A 22,999-nucleotide genomic window follows, 5' to 3' on the forward strand; every position below is an offset into this window, starting at 1 on the left:
CATGACCAGCTCCAAGACCAACGACCGGATCCTGCTGGCGGTCTTCTCCGTGCTGGTGCTCGCCGGACCGATCATCCTCGCGCCCTTCGGGGCGGGCTATCCGGACCTGCTGCAGAAGTTCGCGATCTACGGGATCTTCGCCATCGGCTTCAACATCCTGTTCGGGCTGACCGGCTACCTCTCCTTCGGCCACGCGGCCTTCCTCGGCGTCGGCTCCTACGCCGCCGTGTGGATGTTCAAGCTGCTGTCGATGAACGTGATCCCCGCCATCGTCTTCGCGGTGATCGTGGGCGGGCTGTTCAGCCTGCTGATCGGCTACATCTCGCTGCGCCGCTCGGGCATCTACTTCTCGATCCTCACGCTCGCCTTCGCGCAGATGAGCTACAACCTCGCCTATTCGGTGCTGACCCCGATCACCAACGGCGAGACCGGCCTGCAGGTGACGCTGGACGATCCCCGCATCCTCGACGGCGGCGCCGCGGGGCAGCCCTTCTCCAACCTCTTCGGCCTGAACATGATCGAGACGACCGAAGTCTCGATCCTGGGCATGGCGGTGCAGTTCAACGCGGGCTTCTACGTCTGCGCCGCGATCCTGATCGGCTGCTTCTACATCTCCCTGCGCCTGTTCCGCTCGCCCTTCGGGATGATGCTGAAGGCGGTGAAGTCCAACCAGAACCGGATGAGCTACACCGGCCTCAACACCCGCCCCTACACGCTGGCGGCCTTCGTGATCTCGGGCATGTTCGCGGGGCTCGCGGGCGGGCTGCTGGCGGCGATGGACCCGCTGGCGGGGGCCGAGCGGATGCAGTGGACCGCCTCGGGCGAGGTCGTCCTGATGACCATCCTCGGCGGCGCCGGCACCCTGCTGGGCCCGGTGCTGGGCGCAGGCCTGATCAAGTATTTCGAGAACATCTTCTCCGCGATCAACGAGGGCGTGCTGATGGACTTCTGGTCCTTCCTCCCCGAGACGCTGCAGCACGCCGTCGTCTCGGTCTCCTCGCTCTTCGTGGGCGAGGGCTGGCACCTGACGCTGGGGCTGATCTTCATGGTGATCGTCACCTTCCTGCCCGGCGGCCTGATCGAGGGCGCCTCGCGCCTCGGCCGCCTCGTCACCAACCGCGGCAAGGGCGAGAACGGGGCCGCGCGCCCCGCGCCCGCGCCGGCCGAGTGAGGGAGCACGCCATGGGAACCCCCATCCTCCAGGTCCAGAACGTCAACAAGCGGTTCGGCGGGCTCAAGGCGCTCGACGACGTCAATCTCACGGTGATGGAAAACACCGTCCACGCCATCATCGGCCCCAACGGCGCGGGCAAGTCGACGCTGCTCAACACCTTCGTCGGCCGCCTGATCCCCGACACCGGCACCGTCACCTTCGACGGCCAGTCCCTGATCGGGCGCAAGCCGCACGAGATCAACCAGCTCGGCGTCTCCCGCGTGTTCCAGACCCCCGAGATCTTCGAGGATCTCACCGTCGCCGAGAACGTGATGATCCCCGCCTTCGCCAAGCGCGACGGCGCCTTCCGCCTGCACGGCTGGGAGAGCATGTCGCGCGAGGCCGAGATCCGCGACCGGGCGCTCGCCTGTCTCGAGGACGTCAACATGGCCGACCGGCGCGCGATGCTCGCCAAGAACCTCTCGCGCGGCGACAAGCGCCGGCTGGAGATGGCCATGTGCCTGGTGCAGGAGCCCAAGCTCCTGCTGCTCGACGAGCCTACGGCGGGCATGTCGCGCGCCGACACCAACAACACCATCGATCTGCTCAAGCAGATCGTGGCCGCCAAGAGCATCACGCTCGCGGTGATCGAGCACGACATGCACGTGGTGTTCTCCCTGGCGGACCGGATCTCGGTCCTCGCCCAGGGCCACGTGATCGTCGAGGACGCGCCGCAGCACATCAAGGGCAACCCGAAAGTTCAGGAAGCCTATCTCGGAGGAGCGCACCTGTGACCCTGACCGACGATCCCTACGCCAAGGTCAAGAAGACGCCCAACCCGCGCAACGCGGGCACGCCGCCGGCCTATTTCTCCGCCTGGGACCTGCACGCCTATTATGGCGAGAGCTACATCGTCCAGGGCGTCAGCTTCAACATCCACGAGGGCGAGATCCTGGCCCTCCTGGGCCGCAACGGCGCGGGCAAGACCTCGACGCTGCGCACCATCGCGCGCGCCGGAAACCCCGAGCTCAAGCACGGCGAGATCTGGCTCGACCACAAGCCGATCCACGAGATGAAGAGCCACGACGCCGCCAAGAACGGCATCCAGCTCGTGCCCGAGGACCGGCGCATCATCCCCGGCCTGACGGTGGAGGAGAACCTGCAGCTCGCGCAGATCGAGCCGCCCCACGGCTGGTCGATCGAGCGCATCTACGAGCTGTTCCCGCGGCTCGGCGAACGCCGCAAGCAGGAGGGGGTCACCCTCTCGGGCGGCGAGCAGCAGATGCTCGCCATCGGCCGGGCGCTGGCGCGCGACATCAAGCTCCTGCTGCTCGACGAGCCCTACGAGGGCCTCGCCCCGGTGATCGTCCAGGAGATCGAGAAGACGCTGGCCGAGATCAAGAAACTCGGCATCACCACGGTGATCGTCGAGCAGAACGCCATCGCCGCCTTGCAGCTTGCCGACCGGGCGATCATCTTGGACATGGGCCAGGTGGTCTTCGACGGGACCGCTCAGGAGGTTCTCGATGACGCCGCGCTGCGGCAGGAGTACCTGGCGATCTGAGACCTTGGGACGGGGCGACATGCGCGCGCCCCGCCCTAAGTTTCTCTGGCCCCATCATCGCGGGCGCGCCGCCGCAGGGAGGTCTGGCGGTCGAAGCGCGCCCCGGACAGTCCAGGAGGAGGACGCCCATGTCCGACACCGTCGTTCCCGTGCCGCCGGAGGTCGCCAACGGCGCCTCCATCGACGCCGAAAAATACGAGGCCATGTACAAGGCCTCGATCCAGGACCCGGTGAAGTTCTGGGACGATCACGGCCGCCGGCTGGACTGGATCCGGCCCTACTCGACGGTCAGGAACGTCTCCTATTCCTACCCCGACGTGCAGATCGAGTGGTTCGGCGACGGCACGATGAACGTGGCCGCCAACTGCATCGACCGCCACCTCGAGAACCGCGCCGAGCAGACCGCGATCCTGTTCGAGCCCGACGACCCCGAGGAGGAGGCGCAGCATATCAGCTACGCCCAGCTCCACGCCGAGGTCTCGAAGTTCGCCAACGTCCTCAAGACCCTGGGCGTGCGCAAGGGCGACCGGGTGGTGATCTACCTGCCGATGATCCCCGCCGCCGCCTACGCCATGCTCGCCTGCGCGCGCATCGGCGCCATCCACTCGGTGGTCTTCGCGGGCTTCTCGCCCGACGCGCTCGCCGACCGGGTGAACGACTGCGGCGCGAAGCTGGTGATCACCGCCGACCACGCTCCGCGAGGCGGCCGCTCGACCCCGCTCAAGACCAACGCCGACAAGGCCCTGCGCCGCTGCGGCGACGACGTGAAGCTGCTGGTGGTGCGCCGCACCGGCGAGCAGACCACCTGGGTCGAGGGCCGCGACTTCCACTACGAGACGCTCGCCGCCATCGTCGAGCCCGAGTGCAAGCCCGAGGAGATGAACGCGGAAGACCCGCTCTTCATCCTCTACACCTCCGGCTCCACGGGCAAACCCAAGGGGGTGGTGCACACCTCGGCGGGGTATCTCGTCTACGCCTCGATGACCCATGAGCACGTCTTCGACTACCGCGACGGCGAGGTCTACTGGTGCACCGCCGACGTGGGCTGGGTCACGGGCCACAGCTACATCGTCTATGGGCCCCTCGCCAACGGCGCGACCACGCTGATGTTCGAGGGCGTGCCCACCTGGCCCGACGCCTCGCGCTTCTGGCAGGTGGTCGACAAGCACAAGGTCTCGATCTTCTACACCGCCCCCACCGCGCTGCGCGCCCTGATGGGCAAGGGCGACCAGTGGATCACCAAGTGCGATCTGAGCACCCTGCGCATCCTCGGCACGGTCGGGGAGCCGATCAACCCCGAGGCCTGGAACTGGTATCACCGCGTCGTCGGCAAGGGGAAATGCCCCATCGTCGACACCTGGTGGCAGACCGAGACGGGGGGCATCCTGATCTCGCCCCTCCCCGGCGCCACCCCGCTCAAGCCCGGCTCCGCCACCCGGCCCTTCTTCGGCGTGAACCCGGTGGTGCTCGACGACCAGGGCAACGAGCTCGAGGGCGAGGCCACCGGCGTGCTGGCGATCAAGGACAGCTGGCCCGGCCAGATGCGCACCGTCTGGGGCGATCACGCGCGGTTCGTCTCGACCTATTTCGAGATGTTCAAGGGCTACTACTTCTCCGGCGACGGCTGCCGGCGGGACGCGGACGGCTACTACTGGATCACGGGCCGCGTGGACGACGTGATCAACGTCTCCGGCCACCGCATGGGCACGGCGGAGGTCGAAAGCGCCCTCGTCGCCCACGAGAAGGTCGCCGAGGCCGCGGTCGTCGGCTACCCCCACGACATCAAGGGCCAGGGCATCTACTGCTACGTGACGCTGATGGAGGGGGTCGAGCCCACCGAGGCGCTTCGCAAGGAGCTCTCGGACTGGGTGCGCACCGAGATCGGGCCCATCGCGAAACCGGACGTCATCCAGTGGGCGCCGGGGCTCCCCAAGACCCGCAGCGGAAAGATCATGCGCCGGATCCTGCGCAAGATCGCCGAGAACGACACCGGCGCCCTGGGCGACACCTCGACGCTGGCCGACCCCGCCGTGGTCGACGACCTGGTCGCCAACTCCGCCCACAAGCAGGCCGAAAGCGCCTGAGGGGCCCCGTCTTCGCGAGGGACGGCGAAAGGGGGCCTGCGGGCCCCCTTTTTGCGGTTCCGATTACCTCCCGGGTCGTTGATGCTCCGCGCCGGGCCCGGCGAGGATGAGCGGGCCGAACCGGAGGAGACGACAGATGAGCGAGAACATGGCCGACCGCATGCCCTTCTCGAAGCTGATGGGGGTGAAGGTGGTCGCGGCCGGCCCCGACGAGGTGGTCGCCACGCTGGAGGTCCGACCGGACCTGTGCACCGCCGGCCACATCCTGCACGGGGGCGCGATCATGGCCTTCGCCGACGCGCTCGGCGCGCTGGGCACGGTGCTGTCGATGCCCAGGGACGCCAAGGGCACCACCACCATCGAGAGCAAGACCAACTTCCTCGGTGCCGCCAAGGAGGGGACCACCGTCACCGGAACCGCCACGCCGATCCACAAGGGCGGGCGCACCAGCGTCTGGCAGACGAAGATCACCCGCGAGGACGGGAAGAACGTCGCCCTCGTCACCCAGACGCAGCTCATTCTCTGAGCCCGGCGGCCGGGGGCAGGGCGCCCGAACCGGGCGTCACGCCTCGCGCCGAAGGGGCGCCCAGGCGGCGGGCCGCGAGAGGCCCCGGGTCATGCCCGGGGCGCCCGCGCGCCGGGGCGGGCGGGGGCCCTTCGCCGCCTCGCCGCCCTCGCCGTCGAGCGGGTCAGGGCGCGCCGGTCGGGCCGGTCTCGGGGCCGGCGCCGGCGCGGTAGCGGATCACCCGCGCGGGCGCGCCCGCCACCACCGCGCCGGGGGGCACGTCGGAGAGCACCACCGCGTTGGCCGCGATCAGCGCATGGTCGCCGATCGTCACCGGCCCCAGCACCACCGCGCCGGGGCCGACGTCCACATGCCCGCCCAGCCGCGGCGCGCCGCGGCGGCCGTAGTTGGTGCCCAGCGTCACGTTCTGGAACAGGATGCAGTTCGGCCCGATCACCGTGTCGGGATGCACCACCACCCCGGTCGGATGCGGCAGCATCAGCCCCCCCGCGATCGGCGTCTTCAGCGGCACCTCGACCGAGGTCACCGCCGACCAGAACCGGTGCGACAGCGCCCAGCGCTTCTTCGCCAGCCGCCCCAGCGGCCCGGTCCCGCAGGCCTGCCAGCGGCGGATCGCGCGCAGCAGCCGCCGGGCAGGGTCCCAGAACCGCCGCGGCCGCTCGCGCGTCCAGTCCGGCGTCTCGGCGGAGACCGCTCTCTCGGTCACGTCGGGGCTCCTGCGGCAGGGGAGGCGAGCGCGGGGCCTCGCGGGCGGCCTCGGTCAAGCATGGTCGGGCCGCCACAGGCTCAGCGCGTCCGGACCCAGCCGGCGCGTCTCCACGCAGCGCAGGCGCGCGGCCTCGGCCAGCCGCCCCAGCCCCAGCGGCCCCAGCGCCGGCAGCCCCTCGGCCCCGATGGCCGCGCCGCCGGAGAACAGCGCCAGCTCGTCCACCAGCCCGGCCGCCAGCAGAGCGCCCGCCAGCCGCCCGCCCCCCTCGCAGAAGGCGCGGGTGATCCCCGCCTCGGCCAGCGCCTCGAGCGCGGCGCGCGGATCGAGCAGCGCCGGCCCGCCGCCGCCGCCGGGGGCGGGGGGGATCGCCTGCAGGGTCAGGCCGCGCTCGCGCATCTCGGTCTCGCGGTGCGCCTCGGGGCCGTCGGGCGCGCCCACCGGCAGGTGCAGCACCAGCGCCGGCCGCGCGCCCGAGCCCAGCCGCGTGGCCGCGGCCAGGGTCAGGCGCGGGTCGAAGACGACGGGCAGGGGGGAGCGGTCCGCCATCCCCGGCAGGCGCACGTCCAGCGCGGGGTCGTCGGCGCGCACCGTGCCGATCCCCGCCAGGATCGCGTCATGCTCGGCGCGCATCAGGTGCACCCGGGCGCGGGCCGCCTCGCCGGTGATCCACTTCGAATCCCCCGAGGCGGTGGCGATGCGCCCGTCGAGCGAGGTCGCGAGCTTCAGCGTCAGCCAGGGCCGCCCGCGGCGGTGGCGCGACAGGAAGCCGGCGTTCATCGCCTCGGCCTCGGCGGCCAGCACCCCGGTCTCGACCGCCACCCCCGCCTCGCGCAGGCGGGCGAAGCCGCGCCCGTCGACCCGCGGGTCGGGGTCGCCCGCCGCGCAGACCACGCGCGCCACGCCCGCCGCGGCGAGCGCATCGGCGCAGGGCGGCGTGCGGCCGTGGTGGGCGCAGGGCTCGAGCGTCACGTAGACGTCGGCGCCGCGCGCCGCGCCCGGTCCGAACAGCGCCTCGGCCTGGGCCAGCGCCACGGTCTCGGCATGGGGGCGGCCCGAGGGCTGGGTGAAGCCCCGCCCCAGCGCCACGCCCCCCTTCACGATCACGCAGCCCACTGCGGGGTTGGGCGCGGTGCGCCCCACCGCGCGGCGCGCCATGCTCAGCGCGGCGCGCATCCAGCGCAGGTCCTGCTCGTCGGCCATGGTCGTTTCCGTGTCGGCGCCGGGGCGGCGTCAGGAGGGCGTCAGGGCTCCTCGCCCTTGGCGACGGGGCGCAGTTCGGCGACGAACTCCTCGAAGTCGTCGGCCTCCTGGAAGTTCTTGTAGACCGAGGCGAAGCGCACGTAGGCCACCGTGTCGATGCGCGCCAGCGCCTCCATCACGATCTGCCCGATCTCGTCCGAGGCGATGTCGACGTCGCCCTTGCTCTCGAGGCGGCGGACGATGCCCGAGATCATCTGCTCGATGCGCTCGATCTCGATGGGGCGTTTCTGCAGCGCGATGCGGATCGAGCGGGCGAGCTTGTCGCGGTCGAAATCCTCGCGCCGGCCGTTCTTCTTCACCACCACCAGGTCGCGCAGCTGCACGCGCTCGTAGGTGGTGAAGCGGCCGCCGCAGGCGGGACAGAAGCGACGGCGGCGGATCGCGACGTGATCCTCGGCCGGACGGCTGTCCTTCACCTGGGTTTCGGTGTTTCCGCAGAACGGGCAGCGCATATCGGTCCCTCTCGCGCATCGGACGCCGTCATTATAGGGGCGCCCCCAGCGGTTGGGTAGGCCCTGCGGGTCGGCGCGAGATATGCGTGTCCCGCCCGACTCAGGCGCCCCGCCCCGCGCCGACGCGCGCGCGCCGCGCCGACCCTGCGGGAGCGCGGCCCGACCCATGGAACGATTGCGCCCGGATCGTGGCGCGGATCCCGGCGCCCCGGGGCCTCCACGCGCCTGCGCGGGCGGGGCTCCGACGATGAAATCCCATCGGAGAAAGGATGCATTACAATGAATTGCGCCGCAAAACCGTTCGGGGCCGATCACGATCTTGCCGCAATCTGCGTTCCAGATTGACGCACTGGCAAGGCGGATACGCGTAGCGTCGTCCGTTGGGGACGCAGCGTTCGTCAGCGTCCGAGGACTTGCCGGGAAGGGCCATGGTCGTCCCCAGCGGCCATGGCCCGTTCCCTCGGAAGGCGCCCGCCCGACCCCAGCCGGGCGCGCCGAGACCCAAAGAGGGCGGCGCAGGGATGTCCTGCGCCGCCCTTCGCCTGCCGGCCGCCCGCCGCCCCGCCCGCCTGCGCGCCGCCGCGGAAGCGGCGCGGGCGGGGTCAGGGCGCGGGGATCACAGCGCGGGGTAGATCGGGAAGCGACGGCACAGCGCGATCGCCTCCTCGCGCACCGCGGCCTCGATCTCGGCGTCGCCGCCCTCGCCGGCCGCGGCCAGCCCGTCGACCACCTTCACGATCATCCGCGCGACCTGGCGGAACTCCTCCTCGCCGAAGCCGCGGGTGGTGCCGGCGGGGGCGCCCAGGCGGATGCCCGAGGTCACCATCGGCTTCTCCGGATCGAAGGGCACGCCGTTCTTGTTGCAGGTCACGTGGGCGCGGCCCAGCGCGATCTCGGCGGCCTTGCCGGTCACCTTCTTGGGCCGCAGGTCGGCCAGCATCAGGTGGTTGTCGGTGCCGCCCGAGACGATGTCGATCCCGCCCTTCATCAGCTCGTCGGCCATGGCGCGCGCGTTGGCCACGACCTGGTGGGCATAGGCGCGGAACTCCGGCCGCTGCGCCTCGCCGAAGGCCACGGCCTTGGCGGCGATCACGTGCATCAGCGGGCCGCCCTGCAGGCCGGGGAACACGGCCGAGTTGATCTTCTTGGCGATCGCCTCGTCATTGCACAGGATCATGCCGCCGCGCGGGCCGCGCAGCGACTTGTGCGTCGTCGTGGTCACCACGTCGGCATGGGGCACCGGCGAGGGATGCGCCCCGCCCGCGACCAGGCCCGCGATATGGGCCATGTCGACCATCAGATACGCCCCGACCTCGTCGGCGATCTTGCGGAACTCGGCCCAGTCCCAGACGCGCGAATAGGCGGTGCCGCCGGCCACGATCAGCTTGGGCTTGTGCTCGTGCGCCTTGGCGCGGATGTCGTCCATGTCGAGCAGGTTGTCCTGGGCGCGCACGCCGTAGGAGATCACGTTGAACCACTTGCCCGACATGTTGACCGGCGAGCCGTGGGTCAGGTGGCCGCCCGAGTTCAGGTCCAGCCCCATGAACGTGTCGCCCGGCTTCAGCAGCGCCAGGAACACCGCCTGGTTCATCTGGCTGCCGGAGTTGGGCTGCACGTTGGCGAACTTCGCGCCGAACAGGGCCTTGGCGCGCTCGATCGCCAGCTCCTCGGCGATGTCCACGAACTGGCAGCCGCCGTAGTAGCGCTTGCCCGGGTAGCCCTCGGCGTACTTGTTGGTCAGGACCGAGCCCTGCGCCTGCAGGACCGCGTAGCTGACGATGTTCTCGGAGGCGATCAGCTCGATCTCCTCGCGCTGACGACCGAGCTCCAGACCGATGGCCTTGAAGATCTCGGGGTCGCGCTCGGCGAGCGCCTGGGTGAAGAAGCCGGAATCGCGCGTGCTGGCGTCCATGTCGCGTCTCCTGTCTCGGGGCCCCGCTTCTGGGGGCACCTGCGGCCGGGGGTTCAGGGTTCCCGGCGTCCATACACCCCTGCGACGGGTTTGTCCCGTCCCGGAGGCGACGCTTCGCGCGCGCCCGGCGTCGCGGGGGCGCCGCCGCGTCGGGTTTCCGCGCCCCGGGGCCCTGCGCCCCGGGCCCTGCGCCCCGCGCCCCGGGCCCTGCGCCCCGCGCCCCGGGCCCTGCGCCCCGCGCCCGGCCCGCGACCCGCCCTGCGGCGCCCTCTCGCCGCAGGGCGGGTCCGCCCGTGGCGCTTGCGCGCCGGGGCGCGGGGGGTCATGGTCGGCCTCCCTCGGGCCCCGGGGGCCCGCCCCCCATCCCCTCTCCGCCATGTCCGAGCCCCCCGACCATGGACCCGATGCTGCTGCAGCCCCGCATCCACTTCGTGCGCTCCGACGCGCCGCAGGCGGTCGCGGCCTATGAGGGGCTGGTCGCCCGCTTCGGCCAGACCATGCTGCACGACGCCGACGTGATCGTGGCGCTGGGCGGCGACGGGCTGATGCTCGAGGTCCTGCAGGCCTCCCGCCGCGATCCGCGCCCGGTCTACGGCATGCACCGCGGCACCGTCGGCTTCCTGATGAACGACTACATCGAGGACGGGCTGATGGAGCGGCTGATGGCCGCCGAGGCCGCCGTCATCAATCCCCTGAAGATGACGGTCGAGTGCGACGACGGCGAGGTCCGCCAGGCCCACGCGATCAACGAGGTCAGCCTGCTGCGCGAGCGTCACCAGGCCGCCAAGATCCGGATCCTGATCGACGGCAAGGAGCGGATGTCCGAGCTGGTCTGCGACGGCGTGATGGTCGCGACCCCCGCCGGCTCCACCGCCTACAACTACTCCGCCCATGGCCCGATCCTGCCCATCGGGGCCGAGATCCTGGCCCTGACGCCGATCTCCGCCTTCCGCCCCCGGCGCTGGCGCGGCGCGCTGCTGCCCCGCCACGCCCGCGTGACGCTGGAGTGCCTCGACCCCGAGCGCCGCCCCGTCTCGGCCACCGCCGACAACGTCGAGGTGCGCGGCGCCCTGAAGGTGCATGTCGAGCTCGATCCCTCGATCTCCCACACCCTGCTCTTCGACCCCGGCCACGGCCTCGAGGAGCGGCTGATTCGCGAGCAGTTCGCGTGACCCTCGCCGGCCCCGCGCTGGTCCCCGATCCCGGCCTGCTGGCGGGATTCGTCGCGGTCTCGGCGCTGTCCATCGCGGTGCCGGGGCCCAACGTGGCGCTGATCCTGGCGCTCTCGGCCCGCGAGGGGCTGCGCGCGGGGCTGGCGGCGGCGGCCGGCACGACGCTGGCGCACGCCGGGCAGATCGCGCTGGTGGTCTTCGGGCTCGCCTGGATCGCCGAAGCCTGGGGCGCGGCCTTCGAGGTCCTGCGCTGGCTCGGCGTCGCCTGGCTGCTGTATCTCGGCGTGGGCCTGTGGCGCGAGGCGCGCCGCCCCGCGCCACAGGCCCCCCGTCAGGCCGCGCTGCGCGCCGCGCGCCGGGGCCTGCTGACCGGCCTCGCCAATCCCAAGAGCCTCGCCTTTCACGCGGCCTTCCTGCCGCAGTTCGTCGACGCCGCCGCCCCCGCGGGCCCGCAGCTCGCGCTGCTCGGCGCGGTCTACCTGGTCGTGGCGCTGGTCCTCGACTCGGGCTGGGCCTGCCTCGGCGCCGCCGGCGGCCGGGGGCTCGGCGCCGGCGCGCGCGCCTGGACGGCGCGCGGCTCGGCCGCGGCGCTGGTCGGCGGCGCCGCCTGGCTCGCCTTCGGCCGGCGGGCCTGAGCGCGGGGCAGGGCAGGTGGACGCCCTTCGCCCCTATGCGCCCGCCGACCGCGCCGCCTGCCTCGCGATCTTCGACGCCTGCACGCCCCGCTTCTTCGACCCCTCCGAGCGCCCGGCCTTCACGGCCTGGCTCGACGCCCCGCCCCCCGGCGCCGACCACCTCGTGATCGCGCGCGAGGGCGACGTCCTCGCCTGCGGCGGCTGGATGCGCGAGGGCGAGGCGGCGGTCCTGTGCTGGGGCATGGTCGCGCCCGCGCTGCACCGCCAGGGCCTCGGCCGCCGCCTGACGCTCGCCCGGCTCGCGGCGATGCGGCGGGCGCCGGGGGTGGCGCTCCTCAAGCTCGACACCACGCCGGCGAGCCGCGGCTTCTACGCGGGCCTCGGCTTCGAGGTCGTCGCCGTCACGCCCGACGGCTACGGACCCGGCCTCGACCGGGTGGACATGACCCTGCGCCCCTGAGCCCCGCCGCCCCGCGATCCCCCCCTCGCGCCACGCCGGGGTTGCAAGCGCGCCCGCGAGGCCGCAAACCCAAGGCTCCGGAGACAGGGAGAACGGCATGGCTCTGAGCCACGGCGAACAGGTCAGATGGTGGCTGGTGGGGCTCGCCGCGCTGCTCCTCTTCATGTGGGCCATGGCGGGGGTGCTGCTGCCCTTCCTCGCCGGCGCCGCGCTGGCCTATTTCCTCGATCCGCTGGCCGACCGGCTGGAGGCGCGCGGCTTCTCGCGCACGCTCGCCACCGCCACCATCACCATCCTGATGGCGACGCTGTTCATCGTCGCCATGCTGGTCCTGATCCCCGCCTTCATCGAGCAGGCCCGCGAGTTCATCGAGCAGGCCCCCGTCTACGCCGACGCCATCCGCGGCTTCGTCGAGCGGCGCTTCCCCGAGGTGCTCGACCAGGGCGGCGCGGTCGAGCAGGCGCTGGAGACGTTCAAGGGCCGGGCCGAGGAATGGTCGGTCGCGGCCCTGAAATCCGCCTGGACCGGCGGCCTCGCGGTGATCGACTTCGTGACCCTGCTGGTGATCACCCCGGTCGTCGCCTTCTACCTGCTGATGGACTGGGACCGGCTGACCGCCAAGATCGATTCATGGGTGCCCCGCGACCACGTCGGCACGGTGCGCGAGCTCGCCTCGCGCATCGACGGCGTGCTGGCGGGCTTCGTGCGCGGCCAGCTCACCGTCTGCGTGATCCTGGGGGCCTTCTACGCCACCGCGCTGATGGTCGTGGGCCTCCAGTTCGGGCTGGTGATCGGGCTCTTCGCCGGGCTGATCTCCTTCATCCCCTTCATCGGCTCGATCCTGGGCGGCGCGCTCTCGATCGGGGTCGCCCTGTTCCAGTTCTGGGACGATCCGATCATGATCCTCGCCGTCGCCGGCATCTTCCTGATCGGCCAGACGGTCGAGGGCAACTTCCTGACCCCCAAGCTGGTCGGCGGCTCGGTCGGGCTGCACCCGGTGGCGCTGATGTTCGCGCTGTCGGCCTTCGGCTCGCTGCTGGGCTTCACCGGCCTGCTGATCGCCGTGCCGCTCGCCGCCGCCATCGGCGTCATCGGCCGCTTCGCCATCGAGGAATACATGGAGGGCCGCCTCTACCGCGGCCACACCATCTACGAGCGCGAGCAGGGCCCCGCCCCCGCCCCCGCCGCCCCCGACGACCTCTCCGGCGCCCCCCTCGACCCCGACGAGCGGAGGTTCGGTCCGTGACGCCGCCGGTCCGCCAGCTCCCCCTCGACCTGCCGGTGCGCGCCGCGCGCGACCGCGAGAGCTTCTTCGTCTCCGACTCCAACGCGCTCGCCCTCGCCGCGCTCGACCGCTGGCGCGAGTGGCCCGACGGCCGCCTCGCCCTCGTCGGCCCCGAGGGCGCGGGCAAGACCCACCTCGCCGCGGTGTGGTCGCAGGAGACCGGGGCCCCGCGCATCGCCGCCGCCGAGCTGCCCGGCGCCGACCTGCGCGCGCTCCTGACCCACGGCGCGCTGGCGGTCGAGGACGCCGACCGGCTCGCGGGCCTCGACGAGGCCGAGCGCGCGCTCTTCCACCTCGTGAACCTCGCCGCCGCGCAGGGGGCGGCCCTGCTGCTGACCGGCCGCACGCCCCCCGCCCGCTGGCCGGTGGCGCTGCCCGACCTCGCCACCCGCCTCGCCGCCCTTCCCATCGCGCGCATCTCGCCCCCCGACGACCGCCTGCTGGAGGGGCTGGCGATGAAGCTGCTGGCCGACCGCCAACTGCTGGCCTCCGCCGACGCGGGCCTGCCGCGCTATCTCGCCACCCGCGGCCCCCGCTCGCACCGCGGGCTCGCCGAGACGGTGGCCGCCATCGACCGCGCCGCGCTGGCCGCCCGCTCGCGCCCCAGCCTGCGCCTCGCCGCCAAGGTGCTGCGCGAGGCCGAAACCCAGGGCCCCGCCGCATGAAACCGTCATCGAGATCCGCTAGACTGCGCATCATGCGAGCCGATTTCCTCAACGCGCCCTGCGCGCCCGCCGAAGACCACCGCCTGACCTTCGACCCCGAGGGGCCGGAGCGGTTCATCAACCGCGAGCTCAGCTGGCTGGGCTTCAACTGGCGTGTGCTGCAGGAGGCGGAGAACCCCAACCACCCGCTGCTGGAGCGTCTGCGGTTCCTGTCGATCTCCGGCGGCAACCTCGACGAGTTCTACACCGTGCGCGTCGCCGGCCTGCGCGGCCTGGTGCGCGGGGGCCTCGAGACCCAGTCCGCCGACGGCCTCACCGCCGCCCAGCAGCTCGAGCGCATCGACGAGGACGCCCGCGCCCTGATGGCCCGCCAGCAGGTGGTCTGGGGCGAGCTTGTGAAAGCCCTGAAGGCCGAAGGCATCCTGGTCCTCGACCGCCGCGCGCTGACCAGGGCCGACGTGGCGCTGGTCGAGAAGCACTTCCTCGAGCAGGTGTTCCCGGTCGTCACCCCTCTGGCGATCGACCCCGCCCACCCGTTCCCCTTCATCCCCAACGAGGGCTTCGCCCTGGCCCTCCAGCTCCGTCGTCTCTCGGACGACGAGCCGCTGGACGCGCTCCTGCCGGTCCCCCAGCAGGTCCGCCGCTTCATCCGCCTCGACGACGGCCGCAAGGGCGAGACGCGCTACCTCCCCCTCGAGGAACTGCTCAAGCTCTTCATCGACCGCCTGTTCCCCGGCTACCGTCTCGCCGGCCACGCCCTCTTCAAGGTCCTGCGCGACAGCGACCTCGAAGTGGAGGAAGAGGCCGAGGACCTGGTGCGCGAGTTCGAGACGGCGCTCAAACGCCGCCGCCGCGGCGAGGTGATCCGCCTCAAGATCGCCGCCGGGGCGCCCGCCGACCTCAAGGCGATGATCGCCGACGAGCTCGGCGTCGCCCGCCACGAGGTCGTGGACGTCGACGGCGTCATCGGCATCAAGGACCTCTCCGAGCTGGTCACCAAGGACCGCCCCGAGCTGCTCTTCCACCCCTACACCCAGCGGATGCCGGAGCGGGTGAAGGACTTCCAGGGCGACATCTTCGCGGCGATCCGCCAGAAGGACATGCTGCTCCACCACCCCTACGAGTCCTTCGAGATCGTGGTGCGCTTCCTCCAGCAGGCCGCCCGCGACCCCGACGTGGTGGCGATCAAGCAGACCCTCTACCGGACCTCCAAGGATTCTCCGATCGTCGCCGCGCTTTGCGAAGCCGCGGAAGATGGGAAATCCGTCACCGCGCTGGTCGAGCTCAAGGCCCGCTTCGACGAGGCCGCCAACATCCGCCAGTCCCGCCAGCTGGAGCGCGCGGGCGCCCAGGTCGTCTACGGCTTCATCGACTGGAAGACCCACGCCAAGGTCTCGATGGTGGTGCGCCGGGAGGGCGACCAGCTGGTCACCTACACCCACTTCGGGACCGGCAACTACCACCCGATCACGGCCAACATCTACACCGACCTCTCGCTCTTCACCTGCGAGCCGACGCTGGGCCGCGACGCGGCGCGGCTCTTCAACTTCGTCACCGGCTACGCCGAGCCCGAAGGGCTGGAGGCGCTGAAGCTCTCCCCCCGCTCGCTCAAGCAGCACATCCTCCACGCCCTGGAGCGCGAGATCGAGCACGCCCGCGCCGGCCGCCCCGCCCATGTCTGGGTCAAGGTCAACTCGATCATCGACCCCGAGGTGATCGACGCGCTCTACGCCGCCTCCCGCGCGGGCGTGAAGATCGACATCGTCGCCCGCGGCATCTGCGGCCTGCGCCCCGGCGTCCCGGGCCTGTCGGAGAACATCCGCGTCAAGTCGATCATCGGCCGGTTCCTCGAACACTCCCGCATCGTGTGCTTCGGCAACGGCCACGGCCTGCCGTCCCGCGAGGCGGAGGTCTGGATCTCGTCCGCCGACTGGATGGGCCGCAACCTCAACCGCCGGGTCGAGACGCTGGTCCCGATCCTCAACCCCACCGTCCACGCCCAGATCCTCGAGCAGGTGATGGCCGCCAACCTGCGCGACGAGGCGCAGAGCTGGGTCCTCCAGCCCGACGGCCACTGGCTGCGCGCGGTCACGCCCGAGGGGGGCGAGCCGTTCTCGGCGCACGAGTTCTTCATGACCCACCCCTCCCTCTCCGGCCGGGGCCGGGCGGGCGCCGAGGATGCGCCCCGCCTGCTCCCCGCCCCGGGCGAAACGGCGTTGGGCAAGGCCGGGGACGTGGCGGCGGCCGAGTGACCGCCGCTTCGCGTCCTGTCTGAAGATCGGCCGGCAAGCCATTGCCCGATAAATCGGAAACCCGCCGCAACGCCCGCCGCCACGCGGCGCGGGCCGGCGCTTCGCGCGCCGTCTGCGGTCCCGCCTGCAAGCCCCTGTCGCGCAAGCGGAACCCGCGCCGCCCGGCCGGGCGCCCCGATTGCGGCGCCGCAGCGCAGGCGGGACCGTTCTCCCTTGACCCATCGCCCGCGCCGTGCGAGCGACGGAACGCGACGGCGGCGGAGGAGCGCGCATGAGCGAGCCCAGGCGACAGTCCCGTTCGGGCGCCCAGGCGGGCGTGGCGAGCGTCGGATCGGCCAAGCGCGGACACGCCCGGGTAGGCGTGGTCGACGTCGGCTCGAACTCCGTGCGGCTGGTGGTCTACGAGGCGCTCTCGCGCTCGCCCGCCTATTTCTTCAACGAGAAGGTGCTCTGCGGCCTCGGCGCCGACCTCGGCTCCACCGGCCTGCTCTCGGCCCCGGGCAAGGAGCGCGCGCTCAAGGCCCTGGCCCGCTTCGCGGCGCTGGCGCGGGCGATGGACATCGACGTGCTCGACGGCGTCGCCACCGCCGCGGTGCGCGAGGCCGCCGACGGCGCCGAGTTCGTCGAGCAGGTGGAGCGCGAGACCGGCCTGCGTCTGCGGGTGGCCACCGGCGAGGACGAGGCCCGCCTCGCCTCCCAGGGCGTGCTGATGGGCTGGCCGGAGGCCGACGGGCTGGTCGCCGACCTCGGCGGCGCCTCGCTGGAGCTCTCGCGCGTCGGGCTGGGGCAGGTGGGCCGCGGGGTGACCCTGCCGCTCGGCCCCCTGCGCCTGATCGGGATCGAGGGCGGGGCGCCCGCGCAGGACGCGCTGATCGACGCCTCCTTCTCCTCGGTGCGCGGCATCCTCGGCGCGCCGGGGGGGCGGATCTACCTCGTCGGCGGCTCCTGGCGCGCGCTCGCCAAGCTGCACATGACCCGCATCGGCTACCCGATCCAGGTGCTGCACGAGTTCGAGCTCAGCTCGGAGGAGATGCTGGGCCTCGCCGAGGAAGTCGCCGCCATGTCGCCCGAGACCCTGTTCAAGGAGATGTCCTCCTCGCGCGACCGCATCGCCGTGACGCCGATGGGCGCGCGGGTGCTCGCCGGCCTGATCCGGGCCGCGAAGCCCGCCCGCGTCGCCGTCTCCGCCTTCGGCCTGCGGGAGGGGGTGCTCTACGAACACCTCCCCGAGGCGCTGCGCCACCAGGACCCGCTGCTCTCCGCCTCCCGGCAGATGGAGCGGCGGCTGTCGCGCTTCCCCGGCTTCGGCGCCGAGCTCGCGGCCTTCGTGTGGCCGCTGTTCCCCAACGCCTCGCTCGCCCGCCGCCGCCTGATCGAGGCGGCCTGCGTGCTCAACGACGTCGCCTGGAACGCCCACCCCGACTACCGCGACCAGGCGGTGTTCGAGAGCGTCTACCGCGCCAACCTCTCGGGCATCGGCCATGCCGAGCGCGCCTGGATCGGGGCGGCGCTGCGCTATCGCTACAAGTCCGGGGGCGGGGGCCGGCCCGCGGCGCCGGCGCTGGCGCTGCTCTCGGAATCGGAGCAGGCCGAGGCGCGCCTGCTGGGCCGCACCATCCGGCTGGGCGCGATGCTGACCGGCTCCGCGCCCGGGGTGCTGCCGCTGTGCTCGCTCTCGCTCGACCCCGACGCCCTGACCCTGCGCCTGCGCGGCGCCGCCGGGGCGCTGGCGGGCGAGGTGGTCGAGAAGCGCCTCGCCTCGGTCGCCGACACCGTCGGCCGCCCGCCGCGCCTGCTGATCGAGGACGACGCCGCCGCCGCCGCGGGCTGACGCCGCGCCGAGCCGTCCCGCGCGCCGACGCCCCGCCGGCCGGGCTTCGACAGGCGTTTCCGACGACCGCCGCGCCCCCGCCGGGCGCCGTGCGCGTCAGCCCAAGCCCTTGCCGCCGCGTCGGAAAAACCAAAGGCCCGCGAATCGCGGGCCTTTGCTCTCCTCCCCAGACTTGCGCCGGTGTCGTTCTGGTGGCGATTTTATCAACAGGGACGGCCCGCGCAACAAAATTGCGATTTCGGACGCCTCTCGAAAGAATGTTCCACATGTGTCCGCTGCGGGCGCGAAGGGAGCGCCCCGCTTCCGCCCCCGCTCTTCGCGCCTGCAGCGCGCCCGCGGCCCGCCCTGCGGGCCTTCCGGCGGGCCCGACGATTCGCCCCGCGCCCCGCGCCCCTGCGCAGGCGCGCCATTGCGCGGACCGCCCGCATCCCCTAGTCATCCGCCCTGCGCGCGCTCCGCGCGCCCTGATGCTCCCGCGCGCGGGCGAGTTCCGCGCGACGCCGTCGTCGAAGGGACCCCGATGCGCCTGAGCCGCTACTTCCTGCCCGTTCTCAAGGAAACGCCTGCCGACGCGCAGATCGCCTCGCACCGGCTGATGCTGCGCGCGGGCATGATCCGCCAGCAGGCCGCCGGCATCTACTCGTGGCTGCCGATGGGCTTCAAGGTGCTCCGCCGCCTCGAGCAGATCGTGCACGAGGAGCAGCAGCGCGCCGGGCACATCCCCCTGCTGATGCCCACCCTCCAGCCCGCCGACCTGTGGCTGGAGAGCGGCCGCTACGACGCCTACGGCAAGGAGCTCCTGCGCATCCGCGACCGCCACGACCGCGACATGCTCTACGGGCCGACCAACGAGGAGATGATCACCGACATCTTCCGCGGCTACGTCGGCTCCTACAAGGCGCTGCCGCTGACGCTCTACCACATCCAGTGGAAGTTCCGCGACGAGGTCCGCCCCCGCTTCGGCGTCATGCGCGGGCGCGAGTTCCTGATGAAGGACGGCTACAACTTCGACCTCACCTACGAGGACGCCATGCACGCCTACAACCGGCACATGGTCTCCTACCTGCGCACCTACGAGCGCATGGGGCTGAAGGCGATCCCGATGCGCGCCGACAGCGGCCCCATCGGCGGCGACGACACGCATGAGTTCCTGGTGCTGGCCGACACCGGCGAGTCCGAGGTCTTCTACGACCGCGCCGTCACCGACCTGACGCTGGGCCGTCGCGAGATCGACTGGAACGACCGCGCCCAGCTCGAGGCGATCAAGGCCGAGTGGACCACCCCCTACGCCCGCACCGACGAGACCCACGACGAAGCGCTCTACACCCAGATCCCCGAAGACCGCCGCGTGAAGGGCCGGGGCATCGAGGTCGGCCAGATCTTCTACTTCGGCACCAAGTACTCCGAGCCGATGGGCGCCGTGGTCACCGACGAGAGCGGCGCGCGGGTGCCGGTCCACATGGGCTCCCACGGCATCGGCGTCTCCCGCCTGGTCGGCGCGCTGATCGAGGCGAACCACGACGACAAGGGCATCATCTGGCCCGAGAGCGTCGCCCCCTTCGGCGCGGGCATCGTCAACATGAAGCCCGGCGACGCCGCGGTGGACGCGACCTGCGGCGAGCTCTACCAGGCCCTGACCGCGGCCGGCGTCGACCCGCTGCTCGACGACCGCGACGAGCGGGCGGGCGCCAAGTTCGCCACCATGGAGCTGATCGGCCTGCCCTGGCGGATCACCGTGGGCCCGCGCGGCCTCGCCGAGGGCAAGGTCGAGCTCACCTGCCGCCGCACCGGCGAGACCGAGGCGCTTTCGCCGCAGGCCGCCGCCTCGAAACTGGCGGAAATCTGGAGCGCTCTCTGATCCTCCGACGCCTGTCCTGCGGGACGGGGTTCCGGCCGACGAGGGGGGGAACCCCCTCGCCGCCCGGGCCGGGCCTGCGCCCGGCGGGGTTCACGGACGCAGACGGGAGAACCCGATGAGCGACGCCGCAGACCGCGGCCGGCCGAGGGGCGCGCCCCCGTTCGCCGCCCACGAATGGATGATCGCCTGGCGCTACATGCGCGCGCGCAGGCGCGAGGGCGGCATCTCGGTGATCGTGTGGTACGCGCTCGTCGGCGTGGCGCTGGCGGTGGGCACGCTGATCGTGGTGATGGCGGTGATGGTCGGCTTCCGCGCCGAGTTCACCGACCGCATCCTCGGCGCCGAGGGCCACGTGAAGTTCTACGCGGCCCCCGTGCGCGACGCGAACGGGAACGTGATCCGCTCCATCGAGGACTACGACGCCATGACCGCCCGCGTGGCCGAGGTCCCGGGCGTGATCCGCGCCGCCCCGATGGTCGAGGCGCAGGCGCTGGTCTCCAAGGGCTCCGCCAACGCCGGCGCGCTGGTCCGCGGCGAGCGGCTGGAGGACCTGCGCGACCTTCCCTACGTGGCGAACCCCGAGGAGGCGCTCGGCGCGCTCGACGACCTTCCCCGCGGCATCGCCATCGGCTGGGGCGTGGCGCAGGAGCTGGGCGTGGACGTGGGCGACCGCGTCTCGATGATCCTGCCCGGCGGCCAGACCACCCCCTTCGGCACCGCGCCGAAGGTGAAGGGGTTCGAGGTCGTCTACATCTTCCGCATCGGGCGCACCGACGTCGACAAGACCCGCGTCTACATGACCTTCGAGGCGGCCCAGGACTTCTTCAACCGCGGCGACGCGGCCGACCAGGTGGAGGCCATCGTCGAGGACCCCCAGGCCCTGGGCTCGCGCGCCTCGCGCTCCGAATTCGACCAGCGCCTCGCCGCCGCCGCCGGCCCCCGCGCGATCGTGTGGAGCTGGAAGGACGCCAACGGCGCCTTCCTCTCGGCGCTGGATACCGAGCGGGCGGTGATGTTCATGATCCTCTCGCTCGTGGTGCTGATCGCGGCGCTCAACATCATCTCCGGCCTGGTGATGCTGGTGAAGAACAAGGGCCGCGACATCGGCATCCTGCGCACCGTGGGCCTGACGCAGGGGGCGATCCTGCGGGTCTTCTTCCTCTGCGGCGCGGGCATCGGCACGCTGGGCACGCTGATCGGCGTCGGCCTCGGCATCCTCTTCGTGATCTACATCGACCCGATCTTCGACGTGGTGAACTTCTTCGCCGGCGGCGGCATCTGGGACCCCGAGATCCGCATGCTGACCAAGTTCCCCGCCGTCCTGCGCTGGGAGGACGTGGCCTCGGCCGCCGGCCTCGCCCTGGCGCTGAGCTGGTTCATCACCTTCTTCCCGGCGCGCAAGGCCGCGCGCCTGCATCCGGTGGAGGCGCTGCGCTATGAGTGACCCCACCCCCGGAGCCGCCCCCGAAACCAACTCCGAAACCGCCCCCGGACCCGCCGCGCTGGAACTGACCGACGTCGAGCGCGTCTACTCCCAGGGCCTCGCCGAGGAGGTCCGCGTCCTCCACGGCGCCTCCCTGCGCATCGCGGCCGGCGAGGTGGTGGCGCTCGTCGCCCCCTCCGGCTCGGGCAAGTCCACGCTCCTGCATATCGCGGGGCTGCTGGACCGGGCCGACGGCGGCGCGGTGCGCATCGCGGGGACCGAGACGGCGGGCCTCTCCGACGGCCGCCGCACGGCGATCCGTCGGCGCGACGTCGGCTTCGTCTACCAGTTCCACCACCTGCTGCGGGAGTTCTCGGCCGCCGAGAACGTGGCCCTGCCGATGCGCGCCGCCGGCGCCTCGCGCCGCGCCGCCGACGCCCGCGCGGCCGAGCTGCTGGAGGCGGTGGGCCTCTCGCCCCGCGCCTCCCACCGCCCCGCCGAGCTCTCGGGGGGCGAGCAGCAGCGCGTCGCGATCTGCCGGGCGCTGGTCAACCGCCCGCGCCTGCTGCTGGCCGACGAGCCCACCGGCAACCTCGACCCCGGCACCTCCGAGATGGTGTTCGAGCTGCTCGCCGGCCTCGCCCGGACCGAGGGCCTCGGCGCGCTGGTCGCCACCCACAACCTCGAGCTCGCCGCCCGCATGGACCGGGTGCTGCGCCTCGACGGCGGCCGGGTGGTCGCGGGCTAGCGCCGGGACAAGGACAGGGGCGGGGGCAGGCCGCCCCCCCCGGAACGCGAGACGCCCGGGCCGCGAGGCCCGGGCGTCGTCGTCTCCGCGCCAGGGGCTCGGCCCCTCACTTGTCCTCGTCGCGCTCCATGCGCTCGCGCAGGGCGGCGAGGGCGGAGAAGGGCTTCTTCTTCTCGCCCGCGGTCTCCTCCTCCTCAGCCGGCGCCCCGCCGACCCCCTCGAAGCGCGCGCCGGGCGCGCGCGGATAGGGGTCGATCGCCAGCGCCACCGCCTCCGAGGCCATCTCGGCCGGGTCCAGCCGCGTGCCCAGCGGCTCGGGCGGATCCTCGTCCTCGTTGGGGGCGATGTCGCCGATGCCCGCGGGCTCGACGCCGGGCAGGAACAGGCGCGAGAACGGCTCCTCGATCTCCTGGGCGATGTCGACCAGCGTCACCACGCAGGGCTGCGTCACCCGCGCCCGCGCGAGGCCGGAGACGCGCCAGCCGTCGCCGGCGGGGCGGATCTGCGCCTCGAAGGACATCCGGCCCACGGCGGCGACGCCGAAGCGGCGGGCCAGCGCCGCGCGCTCGGCCGAGTCGGCCTTCTGGGCCAGCGTGATCCCCTCGGTCCCCAGATCGGCGATCCGCACGGGACGCGAGAACTCCGGCGCGGGACCGGCGCCGGGAGCGGACTGGGACAGGGGCGGGGAGGCGGGGGGTCGCATGTCGGAAGAGATCCTTCGCACTCGCGCATCGGGCCGCGCGGCCCGGTCCGGCGCCAGGCGCCCGGCGGGGACCCCTCCGGCCGGCCCGGAAAATCCGGGACCGTCGGGGGAGCCTTCGCGGAGCCTGTCGCGGCCTCGGGCGGGACGCGTCGCGGCGGGGCCGCTTGAACTGCAAACATGCGCGCGCTAGGCAGTGGCTGCAAGCGGCGAGCGCGCCGATTTCCGAGGCCCCTGCGGAAGGCCGGCCCCGGGTCCCGGCGCGCGGGCTTGCGAAGTCTGGCCCACCGCCGGGTCGTCGGGAGAGCTG

Annotated in this window: 20 protein-coding genes; 15 read left to right on the top strand and 5 right to left on the bottom strand. The window is 72.5% G+C overall.

Annotation, left to right across the window (positions count from 1 at the left end; all coding sequences use genetic code 11):
- The first annotated feature begins 1 nt into the window (after window position 1).
- The 5 genes from BM064_RS14970 (at window position 2) to BM064_RS14990 (ending at window position 5,327) form a co-directional block, all read left to right on the top strand.
- Window positions 2-1,171, top strand: a complete 1,170-nt coding sequence (locus BM064_RS14970) for a branched-chain amino acid ABC transporter permease (protein WP_092860648.1) — start codon at window positions 2-4, stop codon at window positions 1,169-1,171.
- An 11-nt stretch (window positions 1,172-1,182) separates the two neighbouring features.
- Entirely contained in the window at window positions 1,183-1,947 is a 765-nt protein-coding gene (locus tag BM064_RS14975; protein WP_092860650.1) for an ABC transporter ATP-binding protein, read from the top strand.
- A 2-nt stretch (window positions 1,948-1,949) separates the two neighbouring features.
- Window positions 1,950-2,717, top strand: a complete 768-nt coding sequence (locus BM064_RS14980) for an ABC transporter ATP-binding protein (RefSeq protein WP_177236276.1) — start codon at window positions 1,950-1,952, stop codon at window positions 2,715-2,717.
- A 128-nt stretch (window positions 2,718-2,845) separates the two neighbouring features.
- Window positions 2,846-4,801, top strand: a complete 1,956-nt coding sequence (gene acs / locus BM064_RS14985) for an acetate--CoA ligase (protein WP_092860654.1) — start codon at window positions 2,846-2,848, stop codon at window positions 4,799-4,801.
- 136 nt (window positions 4,802-4,937) lie between these two features.
- The gene (locus BM064_RS14990; protein ID WP_218161048.1) at window positions 4,938-5,327 is read left to right on the top strand and encodes a PaaI family thioesterase; all 390 of its coding nucleotides are present in this window, start codon (window positions 4,938-4,940) and stop codon (window positions 5,325-5,327) included.
- 163 nt (window positions 5,328-5,490) lie between these two features.
- Here the strand turns inward: BM064_RS14990 and BM064_RS28370 are convergent, their stop codons facing one another.
- From BM064_RS28370 to glyA, 4 genes are all read right to left on the bottom strand, one after another.
- The gene (locus BM064_RS28370) at window positions 5,491-6,033 is read right to left on the bottom strand and encodes a serine O-acetyltransferase (RefSeq protein WP_092860658.1); all 543 of its coding nucleotides are present in this window, start codon (window positions 6,031-6,033) and stop codon (window positions 5,491-5,493) included.
- A 54-nt stretch (window positions 6,034-6,087) separates the two neighbouring features.
- A complete protein-coding gene (ribD, locus tag BM064_RS15000; protein ID WP_092860660.1) occupies window positions 6,088-7,236 on the bottom strand; it encodes a bifunctional diaminohydroxyphosphoribosylaminopyrimidine deaminase/5-amino-6-(5-phosphoribosylamino)uracil reductase RibD in 1,149 nt (382 codons plus the stop codon).
- 41 nt (window positions 7,237-7,277) lie between these two features.
- A complete protein-coding gene (gene nrdR, locus BM064_RS15005; protein ID WP_092860662.1) occupies window positions 7,278-7,748 on the bottom strand; it encodes a transcriptional regulator NrdR in 471 nt (156 codons plus the stop codon).
- Window positions 7,749-8,364: 616 nt separating this feature from the next.
- Window positions 8,365-9,660 (bottom strand): serine hydroxymethyltransferase, encoded by a 1,296-nt coding sequence (gene glyA, locus BM064_RS15010; RefSeq protein ID WP_092860664.1) that lies wholly within the window; start codon window positions 9,658-9,660, stop codon window positions 8,365-8,367.
- Window positions 9,661-10,055: 395 nt separating this feature from the next.
- Between glyA and BM064_RS15015 the strand changes: the two genes are divergently transcribed.
- The 10 genes from BM064_RS15015 to BM064_RS15060 all read left to right on the top strand — a co-directional run bounded on the left by BM064_RS15015 (window position 10,056) and on the right by BM064_RS15060 (window position 21,989).
- On the top strand, window positions 10,056-10,832 hold the full coding sequence (locus tag BM064_RS15015) for an NAD kinase (RefSeq protein WP_245779176.1): 777 nt from the start codon (window positions 10,056-10,058) through the stop codon (window positions 10,830-10,832).
- Window positions 10,829-11,467 (top strand): LysE family translocator, encoded by a 639-nt coding sequence (locus BM064_RS15020; RefSeq protein WP_092860666.1) that lies wholly within the window; start codon window positions 10,829-10,831, stop codon window positions 11,465-11,467. Before BM064_RS15015 ends, BM064_RS15020 begins: the two co-directional genes overlap by 4 nt.
- 16 nt (window positions 11,468-11,483) lie before the next feature.
- Complete coding sequence (locus BM064_RS15025) at window positions 11,484-11,927, top strand: GNAT family N-acetyltransferase (RefSeq protein ID WP_092860668.1); 444 nt, start codon at window positions 11,484-11,486, stop codon at window positions 11,925-11,927.
- Between the two features lie 97 nt (window positions 11,928-12,024).
- Complete coding sequence (locus tag BM064_RS15030) at window positions 12,025-13,173, top strand: AI-2E family transporter (RefSeq protein ID WP_092860670.1); 1,149 nt, start codon at window positions 12,025-12,027, stop codon at window positions 13,171-13,173.
- Window positions 13,170-13,877, top strand: a complete 708-nt coding sequence (locus tag BM064_RS15035; RefSeq protein ID WP_245779177.1) for a P-loop NTPase family protein — start codon at window positions 13,170-13,172, stop codon at window positions 13,875-13,877. The genes BM064_RS15030 and BM064_RS15035 overlap by 4 nt, the downstream gene beginning before the upstream one ends.
- 29 nt (window positions 13,878-13,906) lie before the next feature.
- Window positions 13,907-16,129, top strand: coding sequence for an RNA degradosome polyphosphate kinase (locus tag BM064_RS15040; RefSeq protein ID WP_425426172.1), 2,223 nt, complete (start codon window positions 13,907-13,909; stop codon window positions 16,127-16,129).
- Window positions 16,130-16,400: 271 nt separating this feature from the next.
- Complete coding sequence (locus BM064_RS15045; protein WP_092860674.1) at window positions 16,401-17,960, top strand: Ppx/GppA family phosphatase; 1,560 nt, start codon at window positions 16,401-16,403, stop codon at window positions 17,958-17,960.
- Window positions 17,961-18,480: 520 nt separating this feature from the next.
- Window positions 18,481-19,818: a proline--tRNA ligase gene (gene proS / locus BM064_RS15050; protein ID WP_092860676.1), complete on the top strand. Its 1,338-nt coding sequence runs from the start codon at window positions 18,481-18,483 to the stop codon at window positions 19,816-19,818.
- Between the two features lie 115 nt (window positions 19,819-19,933).
- Window positions 19,934-21,262 carry a lipoprotein-releasing ABC transporter permease subunit gene (locus BM064_RS15055; protein ID WP_092860678.1) on the top strand — a complete coding sequence of 443 codons (1,329 nt, stop codon included), beginning with the start codon at window positions 19,934-19,936 and terminating at the stop codon, window positions 21,260-21,262.
- Window positions 21,255-21,989, top strand: a complete 735-nt coding sequence (locus BM064_RS15060; protein WP_092860681.1) for an ABC transporter ATP-binding protein — start codon at window positions 21,255-21,257, stop codon at window positions 21,987-21,989. Before BM064_RS15055 ends, BM064_RS15060 begins: the two co-directional genes overlap by 8 nt.
- Window positions 21,990-22,095: 106 nt before the next feature.
- Here the strand turns inward: BM064_RS15060 and BM064_RS15065 are convergent, their stop codons facing one another.
- Window positions 22,096-22,617, bottom strand: a complete 522-nt coding sequence (locus BM064_RS15065; protein ID WP_177236272.1) for a YceD family protein — start codon at window positions 22,615-22,617, stop codon at window positions 22,096-22,098.
- Window positions 22,618-22,999 lie beyond the last annotated feature (382 nt).

This window comes from Albimonas pacifica, from assembly GCF_900113695.1.
In the GTDB taxonomy this organism is placed as follows: Bacteria; Pseudomonadota; Alphaproteobacteria; order Rhodobacterales; family Rhodobacteraceae; genus Albimonas; species Albimonas pacifica.

What these genes read in the sequence shown, in the direction of transcription:
- BM064_RS14970 (WP_092860648.1), top strand. Translation starts at nt 2, where the DNA reads ATGACCAGCTCCAAGACCAACGACCGGATCCTGCTGGCGGTCTTCTCC.
- BM064_RS14975 (WP_092860650.1), top strand. Translation starts at nt 1,183, where the DNA reads ATGGGAACCCCCATCCTCCAGGTCCAGAACGTCAACAAGCGGTTCGGC.
- acs (WP_092860654.1), top strand. Translation starts at nt 2,846, where the DNA reads ATGTCCGACACCGTCGTTCCCGTGCCGCCGGAGGTCGCCAACGGCGCC.
- BM064_RS14990 (WP_218161048.1), top strand. Translation starts at nt 4,938, where the DNA reads ATGAGCGAGAACATGGCCGACCGCATGCCCTTCTCGAAGCTGATGGGG.
- ribD (WP_092860660.1), bottom strand. Translation starts at nt 7,236, where the DNA reads ATGGCCGACGAGCAGGACCTGCGCTGGATGCGCGCCGCGCTGAGCATG.
- nrdR (WP_092860662.1), bottom strand. Translation starts at nt 7,748, where the DNA reads ATGCGCTGCCCGTTCTGCGGAAACACCGAAACCCAGGTGAAGGACAGC.
- glyA (WP_092860664.1), bottom strand. Translation starts at nt 9,660, where the DNA reads ATGGACGCCAGCACGCGCGATTCCGGCTTCTTCACCCAGGCGCTCGCC.
- BM064_RS15015 (WP_245779176.1), top strand. Translation starts at nt 10,056, where the DNA reads ATGGACCCGATGCTGCTGCAGCCCCGCATCCACTTCGTGCGCTCCGAC.
- BM064_RS15030 (WP_092860670.1), top strand. Translation starts at nt 12,025, where the DNA reads ATGGCTCTGAGCCACGGCGAACAGGTCAGATGGTGGCTGGTGGGGCTC.
- BM064_RS15045 (WP_092860674.1), top strand. Translation starts at nt 16,401, where the DNA reads ATGAGCGAGCCCAGGCGACAGTCCCGTTCGGGCGCCCAGGCGGGCGTG.
- proS (WP_092860676.1), top strand. Translation starts at nt 18,481, where the DNA reads ATGCGCCTGAGCCGCTACTTCCTGCCCGTTCTCAAGGAAACGCCTGCC.
- BM064_RS15055 (WP_092860678.1), top strand. Translation starts at nt 19,934, where the DNA reads ATGAGCGACGCCGCAGACCGCGGCCGGCCGAGGGGCGCGCCCCCGTTC.
- BM064_RS15060 (WP_092860681.1), top strand. Translation starts at nt 21,255, where the DNA reads ATGAGTGACCCCACCCCCGGAGCCGCCCCCGAAACCAACTCCGAAACC.